We start from the raw sequence: 9,144 nt of genomic DNA on the forward strand, positions 1-9,144 counted from the left end.
TGTCATAGAAATCAGAATGACTTTTTGTTGAAATTAAATTTACTTAGAAATAGCCTCACATTTTTCTTTTAACCAAGTTGTTTCTTTCTCATCTAAGAATGGAGAAATTTTCTCGAAAACAAATTGATGATAATTATTCAACCATGCAATTTCTTCGTTTGTCATTAAATTAACATCAATCAAATTTTTCTCAATTGGGAAAACTGTAATAATCTCAAACTTCAAGAAATCACCAAATTGAGTTGACATCGCTGGTTGAACAATCATTAAATTCTCTATTCTAATTCCGTATTCACCATCGCGATACAAACCTGGCTCGTTAGAAAGTACCATTCCAGCTTTAAGTGGCGTTAAATTTTCTTCTAAACGAATACTTTGCGGCCCTTCGTGCACACATAAGAAATGACCAACACCGTGTCCAGTTCCGTGTCCGTAATTGAAACCGTTTTCCCAAAGCGCTTTACGCGACAAAACATCTAACAAAGAACCACGAGAATTAATAGGAAAAATAGCTTGCGATAAACCAATATTTCCTTTAAGAACTAAGGTATAATCTGTTTTTTGTTGTGTCGTTGGTTCTCCTAACATCAATGTACGCGTAATGTCTGTTGTTCCTTCCAAAAACTGAGCTCCAGAATCAATTAGCAACATTTCTTTTCGTCCTAATGTATAAGCAGTTTCAGGTGAAGCAGAGTAGTGGTTCATTGCACCGTGATCAGCGTATCCACAGATTGTTCCGAAACTTACACCTTTACAATTTTCCTGTTGTAAACGGAAAAATTTCAATTGCTCATCAACTGTAACTTCATTAATGTTATTTTCGATATTTTCTTCTAACCACATGAAAAATTTCGTCAATGCAACACCATCTTTTACCATTGCATTTCTGAAGCCTTCTTGTTCGATTTCGTTTTTAACAGATTTTAGATTTGTTACTGGAGAAGCAATTAAATTAATAGTTGAAGAAGTAGAAATTGCTTCGTATAACGATTGATTAACTCGATTTCCATCTACCAATACATGCGATTTTTCGTTTTGTTTCTTTAAATAATCGTAAACCGCTAAATAAGGTTGAATTGTAATTCCTTCATTTGCTAAAGCAGTTTTTGTTTCTGGAGTTACTTTTGCTTCATCTATAAATAAATACGCATTTTCTGTATCCACAGCGGCATATGAAATTGTCAATGGATTATAGTTAACATCATTTCCACGAATATTAAATAACCACGCAATTTCATCCAACGAATTCATGATATATACATTGGTATTTGCTTTTTTCATCTCATTGCGCACTTCCGAAATTTTTTCTGAAGCAGATTTTCCAGCAAATTTTACATCATAAATATAGAATGGATTCTCTGGTAAAGCAGGACGATCTTGCCAAGCTAAATCAATTAAATCAATATTTTTAACTGAAAGTTGATTGAATGAAAACTCGTTATAATTTTCTGCAAAAGCATTGTGCGCAAACATTTGCGGATTAAGACCAACAACTTCTCCTTCTTTTAATTGAGAAATAATCCATTCGTTGATAGAAGGAGTTTCTGGCATTCTCATTTTCATCAACTCAAAAGTCGTGTCTTTTAATTGATCTTCTGCCTGAATAAAATATCTCGAATCCGTCCAAACAGCCGCTTTTTCTAATGTTACAACTGCAGTTCCAGCCGATCCATTGAAACCTGAAATCCATGTACGCTCTTTCCAACGATTTGGTAAATATTCGCTTCCGTGCGGATCTGTTCCAGGAATAATTGTTGCGCTAACTCCATTTTGTTTCATAACCTCTCTCAAAGCTGAAAGACGATCTGTGATTTTTTCCATTTTATATCGAATTCTAAAAAATTAAACTTTAATAGCCGAAAGGTACGAAGAATGTCGATGAAGGAAAATATAGAAATTAAGAAATATTATTAAGATTATTATCTGGTTTCATCACGATGTTTTTCTGATAAAACAGGTTCTGCAAAAGCAATAAATTCATTTTCTTGTAATTCGATTAATTTATCAAAAACAGATTTATAATTTATTTTTAAAGGAATTTCTAGAACAAAGTATTTTTCATTCAGCGCTTCACTTTCACAATTCAAATTCTTGAAAATATTTCTAATATCATCTCTATTAATTTCATCATTCATTATTATAACTTGAACTGTCGAATTTCCAGAAAATTCAATTACTTTTCTAAAAGTCAAACATTCTTCATCGTTATCATATTCAGCAAATACTATATCGTCACTTGAAAAACATGGACCATAGAACGGAATATTTTCAATTTTATATAATCCTTTTTCTTTGTCTATGGTTTCTGTCCAAAGTGTTTCAACTATTTCTTCTTCTAAAACCTTACTATAATATCGAACCAATATTTTTTCATATTTAGTTTCTTGATCCATGAAATATTTTTTGTTAAGATATAAATTAGTTTAGAATATCGAAAAACAATTATTCCTTTCTCAATTTCCTTTATTTCCCGTACTTTTGTAAAAATTTTATTTCCTTGGAAAATTTCAGAATGATTGCGAAAACCTTTTTTGGTTTCGAAGAAATATTAGCGCAAGAATTAAAAGCGTTGGGTGCGGCAGATGTTAAAATCCAAAACCGAATGGTTGAATTTAATGGCGATTTAGGTTTCATGTACAAAGCAAATTACAGCTTGCGTACTGCACTTCGTATACAGAAGCCAATTCTTTCGTTTTCTGCGAAAAATGATCATCAATTGTATGAGAAATTCAAAAAATTCCATTGGGAAAATTATCTAAATGTCGATCAAACTTTTATGATTGATCCAACTGTTCATTCAGATTATTTTACGCATTCGCATTATGCTGCTTTAAAAGTGAAAGATGCTATTGTAGATCGATTCAAAGAAAAAAATGGTCGTCGTCCAAGCATTGATAAAGATTTTCCAGATGTACGTTTTAACTTACATATTTCGCACGATAAAATTACGTTGTCGTTAGATTCTTCTGGAGAATCGTTGCACAAACGTGGTTATCGTGAAGAAACTGGTCCAGCTCCAATTAACGAGGTTTTAGCAGCAGGTTTGTTGTTGCAAGCGGGTTATGATGGAAAAGGAAATTACCTTGATCCAATGTGTGGTTCGGGAACAATGTTGATTGAAGCGGCGATGATTGCGAATAATATTCCGCCACAAATTCATCGTAAGCATTTTGCTTTTCAGAATTGGCCAGATTATGATGAAACATTGTTTACACAAATTCGTAATACGCGCTTAAATCGAATCAAAGAATCTGAATATAAAATTGTTGGATACGAAATTTCTCCAATGATGGTAAAAATTGCGCAGATGAATATAAAATCTGCTGATTTAGAGGATTTTATTGAAGTTAGAAATCAAGATTTCTTTACATCTAAAAAGGAATTGTTCCCAGTTTTATTGGTGTTCAATCCGCCTTATGATGAGCGTATCGAAAATAATAACCAAGAATTTTACAAACAAATTGGTGACACGTTAAAATCGAGTTATCCAAATACATTGGCGTGGTTTATCACATCAGATTTACAAGCCAAAAAATATGTCGGTTTACGTCCTTCGAAGAAAGTAAAAGTGTTCAATGGTAAGTTAGAATGCGACTTTTTACAATACGAAATGTACGAAGGAAGTAAAAAAGCTAAAAATCAAAATTAAGAGAAGTGAGTCAATTTATAAAAGAAATTTGTCAAGATCAAAAAGTATATCTTTTAACTTCGGAAGAAGGTTTTGCTGTTTCGTATTCAGAGGAATTTGAGTATGAAGATAGCTCTAATTTAGAGGTTATTTGTTTTTGGTCGAATACAGATTTAGCTGAAAAAGCGAAACAAAATCAATGGGCAAATCATAAAATTGATTCGATAGATTTGAATACTTTTTTAGAAGAATGGTTGTTCGGAATGATTGAAGAAGTTTCTTTGGTTGGAATTAATTTTGACGAAACTTCGAAAGGAGAGGAGCAAAGTCCATTGGATACTATTTTGGCAATTGTTCATGAATTGAATCAATCAAAATCAACTTTCAAATTGAATCATTTTAAGAGTTTAGATGAAATTCAGAAAGTGACATTAGAGTTGAAAGAATCATTCAATCAATAATATATTTTGGGAAAAGAAGATTTGCAACTTTCGATAATTATTGCCGTTTACGAACGTCAAGATGAATTGACAGAATTATTGTCAAGTTTAGTGAAACAAACGGATAAGTTATTCGAAATTATTATTGTAGATGATGGTTCTCAAAATAAATTGGTTACAGTTTGTGCTAAATTTGAAACTCAATTAGATCTTCATTATTATTACAAAACAAATTCAGGTCCAGGAAAATCGAGAAATTATGGAATGGAAAAAGCGAATGGAAATTATTTCATTTTCTTAGATTCTGACACGATTATTCCTTCGACTTATATTGAATCGGTTAAAAAAGAATTGACAACTAATTTTGTTGACGCTTTTGGCGGACCAGATGATGCAGATGACTCGTTTACAGATTTGCAAAAAGCAATTACTTTTTCGATGACTTCTTTCTTAACAACAGGAGGAATACGTGGAGGAAAAAAGCAAATTGGTAAATTTCAGCCACGTAGTTTTAATATGGGAATTTCTCGAAAAGCGTACAAAAAAACGGGTGGATTTGCTGATTTACGTGTTGGAGAAGATCCAGATTTATCAATGCGTTTGTGGGAAAATGATTTTGAAACGCGATTATTTCAAGATTCGAAAGTGATACATAAACGTAGAACTTCGTTAAAGAAATTTGCGAAACAAGTTTATCAATTTGGAGTTGCACGCCCAATTCTTAATCAACGTCATCCAAATTATATCAAACCAACTTTTTGGTTTCCAAGCTTATTTTTTGTCGGAACTTTAGTTGCATTTTTATTTTTATTGTTGAGTTTTATTCTTCCAAAACATCGATTTATTCTTCAAACCCCATTTGTTTTGTGGTTAATTTACATGTTTTTGATTTTTATTTTCTCAACTATTCGTTTTAAATCTGCGGTAGTTGGTTTATTATCGATTCAAACAACTTTAATTCAATTTTTCAATTATGGTTATGGATTTTTAGAAAGTCAATTCAGGTTGAATATTCTCAAACAGAATCCTAAAAAGGCTTTTCCGAGTCATTATCATATCGATTAAATATAAAAAATAAAGGTCAAGAGAAATCTTGACCTTCTTAATTTCAAAGCATTGCTTTGACATCTAACTTAAAATACTAATTAGCTCAAATTTAACATTTATTGTTGAAATTAAACTATAAATGACTTGTTATATTTTGTTAATCAATTCGTTAAAATATATTTATTAAATAGATTTCAAGTAGAATATCGTAATAATTGATTAATTTTCTAAAATAGTTAGTTGTTTAGAAATCTATTCTCTTTAAAGTTATTTAGGTTTAAAAATTTTTATTTTAGCTATTTATACTTGTTCCATTCAATCTTTTCGGTCAGTTCTCTCAAATATTTCGTAATTTTGCAGACTTAAATTAGAGTAATGCGTACAAAATCGACTGGAAAAAAGAAAATTAATGTAATTACGTTAGGATGTTCTAAAAATGTATACGATTCTGAGGTGTTAATGGGACAGCTGAAAGCCAATGGGAAAGAGGTTGTACATGAGCAATCTGGGGAAATTGTGGTGATTAATACTTGTGGTTTCATTGATAATGCAAAGGAGGAAAGTGTTGATACAATTTTAGATTACGTGCAACGTAAGGAAGATGGTTTGGTGGAAAAAGTTTTCGTGACAGGATGTTTGTCAGAGCGATACAAACCAGATTTAATTGAGCAAATTCCAAATGTTGACCAATATTTTGGTACGCGAGAATTACCACTTTTATTAAAAGCATTGGGTGCAGATTATAAGCACGAATTGGTTGGAGAACGTTTAACAACAACTCCTCGTCATTATGCATATCTTAAAATTGCTGAAGGTTGTGATCGTCCTTGTTCTTTCTGTGCAATTCCTTTGATGCGTGGAGGAAATGTTTCTCGTCCAATCGAAGATTTAGTTACAGAAGCTACTAAATTGGCAAAAAATGGAACAAAAGAGTTAATTTTGATTGCACAAGATTTAACGTATTATGGTTTAGATATCTATAAAAAACGTGAATTAGCATCATTATTAAAAGAATTAGTTAAGATTGAAGGTATCGAATGGATTCGTTTACATTATGCATTTCCAGCAGGTTTTCCAGAAGATGTTTTGGATGTAATTCGTGAAGAACCTAAAGTTTGTAATTATATTGATATTCCGTTACAACATATTTCAACAAAATTATTAAAATCAATGCGTCGTGGTACAACACACGAAAAAACGAATGCTTTGTTAGACGCAATGCGTACAAAAGTTCCTGATATGGCGATTCGTACAACATTGATTTGTGGATATCCAGGCGAAACAGAAGAAGATTTTCAGGAAATGAAAGCTTGGGTACAAGAGCAAAAATTTGATCGTTTGGGATGTTTTACTTATTCTCACGAAGAAAATACGCATGCCTATAATTTAGAAGATGATGTACCAGAGGAAGTAAAACAACAACGTGTTGAAGAAATTATGGAAATTCAATCTCAAATTTCGTATGATTTGAATCAAGAAAAAATTGGAAAACAATTTAGAGTAATGATTGATCGTAAGGAAGGTGATAACTTTATTGGACGTACAGAATATGATTCGCCAGACGTTGATAACGAAGTTTTGATTTCTGCAATTGATACCTATTTACCAGTTGGTGATTTTGTAAATGTAGAGATTATTGAAGCGTACGAATTCGATTTAATTTGTAAAGTGATTGATTAATCAATTCGAGATATAATAAAAAACCACTTCAAATAAAGTGGTTTTTTTATGCTTAATTTTTTTCTTTATTTTTTCAATATTTCATCAAAAAATTCTTTCGAATCGTTATCAAACGTAGGTTTTTGTAACAATAATTGGGAGATTTTTACAATTTTATCAAAATCTTGTTGCGTAAAATATTCACCAAAATGTTCATTGCAAAAATCACCTAAATTTCCTAAAACGATATTCACTTCTTCTTCGCTCAACTCACCTTTTTGTTTCCAACGTTCACGGAACAAACTTGCAGCTAAATAAGAAGAAATATCGATCAAATCATCTATCGAAATATTAGATCCGTTTTTCAATTTTGCCATAATCAACGTATCCATATCGCGATAAATTACTTCTCGTATTGTCAAATCTTTATTTTCCATTCTTTGTATTCTTTCGCAAAATTAGAGATTAAAATTTGGATCTACTTGAAATTTCATCAATTCTTTCGTCTTCGGATGCGTAAATTCTAAGGATTCGGCATGTAAATGCAAACGATTTGTTTTCGTACCATATAAATCATCACCAATAATTGGTGCATTTAGTCCCAAACGATGCGAAGCATGCATGCGCAACTGATGTGTACGACCGGTAATTGGATAAAAATAGACAAGCGTTTTATTGTCTTTTCTTGCAATGACTTCATACTTTGTCTGCGCCGTTTTTCCATGTTCATAACAAACCATTTGTCTCGGTCTATCGTCCAAATCCACACGTAAAGGTAAATCTATAAAACCATTATCGCGCTCAATATTTCCATCTAAAAGTGCAATGTAGCGTTTCTGAACTTTACGTTTAATGAATTGTTGTTGAAGAAGTTTATGACTTTCTTTATTTAACGCCAAAACAAGAATTCCAGAAGTTGACATATCCAAACGATGAACAATAATTGGACCTGTTGCCAATGGAAATTGATGTTTAATTCTAAGATAAACCGAATCTTTAATCTCAATTCCAGGAACAGAAAGAAACTCTTCTGGTTTATTGATGACAACCAAATCATTATCTTGATATAAAATTTCTAACTCTTCAACAGTTGAATTTTGCTTCAACAATAAGTTTTCATTCAGTTCAATTCCTTGCAACATATGTCCTAAAATAGGCTCACATTTTCCTGTACAAGCTGGATAAAATTGACCATGTTTTCTAACCTCAGATTTTGGCGAATCTCCCCACCAAAACTCAGCCATACAAATTGGTTCTAAATCATTTTGAAACGCATATTGCAATAATTTGGGTGCAGCACATTCACCAGCAGCAGCAGGAGGTTGTTGAAATACAGTTGTTGAAAAAATTTCTAATAATCCTTTTTCTTGCTTAAACTTATTCAAGAATTGATATTGATTAAACAATTGATTTTGAAGTAAATTAGATTTTATTTTTCGTTCTTCTTTTAATGAATTGATTTCATTCTTAAAAACATTTATTTTGCTTAATAAAATCTGTTTTTCAGAATCAAGTTTTTCATTTAGAATTCTAAATTCATATTTATCACGTAAACTTTGTTTGACTAAATCTTCTTCAAAAAATTGAATTTCATCTTGAGATAAAGTTGGAGAAATTGTTTCTCGTTGATATTTTCGGTCTTTTTTATTTGATTTTAAAAGTTGTTTTCCTTCTTCAATTTTTAACTTAGAATTGATTTCAAATTGAATAAAATCTTCTTTAAGTTGTAGATAGTTTTGATCATTTTCTAATGATTCTAAAATACGATTGATTTCATTCAAACGTTCTTCTTGTTCTAAGAAAAAACCATTTTTATTCAACATATCAAAAATAGGTGGAACAAAAAATTTGTGTTGATTAGTATTAGCCAATTTACCTGAAACTGCCGCTAAATATCCTACTTCATTCTTTTGATTTCGAACAACTAAAACACCAAACATTTTACCAATTGGAGTGGAAGATTGGTCATTTTCTAAACCAAAATTATGTTCAAAATCGGTTTGATTTTCCAAGTATTCTTGTAGCTCTCTACATGCTTGCTTCGCAATTTCAGTAGGTTCATAATAAAATGGATAATCAAACTTTTTGGGAAGTTCGTACGTAGTAATTGGATGTTTAAAATATTGAAAATAATTGGACATTTGCTTCTTTAAAATCGATGCAAAGATACAGTTTAAGCAATAAATTTTGAAATTGTATTACTCAATTCGTTCCAATAAATACCAATTATCTTTCAATTTTTTAGATATTTTATATTCATTTTGAAATTCATAACGATTTTTACTCTCTGGACTTTTAGTGTAAAATAATTTATTATAGTTAACCCGTTGTGCATATTAAATAATTTGAGTTTTTAGATTATTAATATTT

General features: G+C 31.0%; 8 protein-coding genes. 4 read left to right on the forward strand and 4 right to left on the reverse strand.

Features of this window, described 5'->3' with window-relative positions; translation table 11 throughout:
- Positions 1-39 precede the first annotated feature (39 nt).
- Positions 40-1,821 carry an aminopeptidase P family protein gene (locus B3792_RS13055; protein WP_286496375.1) on the reverse strand — a complete coding sequence of 594 codons (1,782 nt, stop codon included), beginning with the start codon at positions 1,819-1,821 and terminating at the stop codon, positions 40-42.
- Positions 1,822-1,919: 98 nt separating this feature from the next.
- Positions 1,920-2,393: a DUF4265 domain-containing protein gene (locus tag B3792_RS13060; RefSeq protein ID WP_038331503.1), complete on the reverse strand. Its 474-nt coding sequence runs from the start codon at positions 2,391-2,393 to the stop codon at positions 1,920-1,922.
- A gap of 98 nt (positions 2,394-2,491) precedes the next feature.
- Between B3792_RS13060 and B3792_RS13065 the strand changes: the two genes are divergently transcribed.
- The 4 genes from B3792_RS13065 to rimO all read left to right on the forward strand — a co-directional run bounded on the left by B3792_RS13065 (position 2,492) and on the right by rimO (position 6,795).
- The gene (locus tag B3792_RS13065) at positions 2,492-3,649 is read left to right on the forward strand and encodes a THUMP domain-containing class I SAM-dependent RNA methyltransferase (protein WP_038331505.1); all 1,158 of its coding nucleotides are present in this window, start codon (positions 2,492-2,494) and stop codon (positions 3,647-3,649) included.
- Positions 3,650-3,654: 5 nt separating this feature from the next.
- Entirely contained in the window at positions 3,655-4,089 is a 435-nt protein-coding gene (locus B3792_RS13070; RefSeq protein ID WP_180904557.1) for a DUF2750 domain-containing protein, read from the forward strand.
- A 6-nt stretch (positions 4,090-4,095) separates the two neighbouring features.
- Positions 4,096-5,133 (forward strand): glycosyltransferase, encoded by a 1,038-nt coding sequence (locus B3792_RS13075; protein WP_291069805.1) that lies wholly within the window; start codon positions 4,096-4,098, stop codon positions 5,131-5,133.
- Positions 5,134-5,490: 357 nt separating this feature from the next.
- A complete protein-coding gene (gene rimO, locus B3792_RS13080) occupies positions 5,491-6,795 on the forward strand; it encodes a 30S ribosomal protein S12 methylthiotransferase RimO (protein WP_286496376.1) in 1,305 nt (434 codons plus the stop codon).
- A 65-nt stretch (positions 6,796-6,860) separates the two neighbouring features.
- On the opposite strand, the gene B3792_RS13085 is transcribed toward rimO, so the two are convergent.
- Together B3792_RS13085 and B3792_RS13090 are read right to left on the reverse strand one after the other, a co-directional pair.
- Positions 6,861-7,211, reverse strand: coding sequence for a hypothetical protein (locus B3792_RS13085; RefSeq protein WP_219035247.1), 351 nt, complete (start codon positions 7,209-7,211; stop codon positions 6,861-6,863).
- A 21-nt stretch (positions 7,212-7,232) separates the two neighbouring features.
- Positions 7,233-8,915 carry an RluA family pseudouridine synthase gene (locus B3792_RS13090; protein WP_286496377.1) on the reverse strand — a complete coding sequence of 561 codons (1,683 nt, stop codon included), beginning with the start codon at positions 8,913-8,915 and terminating at the stop codon, positions 7,233-7,235.
- Between the last annotated feature and the right edge of the window lie 229 nt (positions 8,916-9,144).

The sequence above is a fragment of the Empedobacter sp. UBA5924 genome, assembly GCF_002431085.1.
GTDB lineage: Bacteria > Bacteroidota > Bacteroidia > Flavobacteriales > Weeksellaceae > Empedobacter > Empedobacter falsenii_B.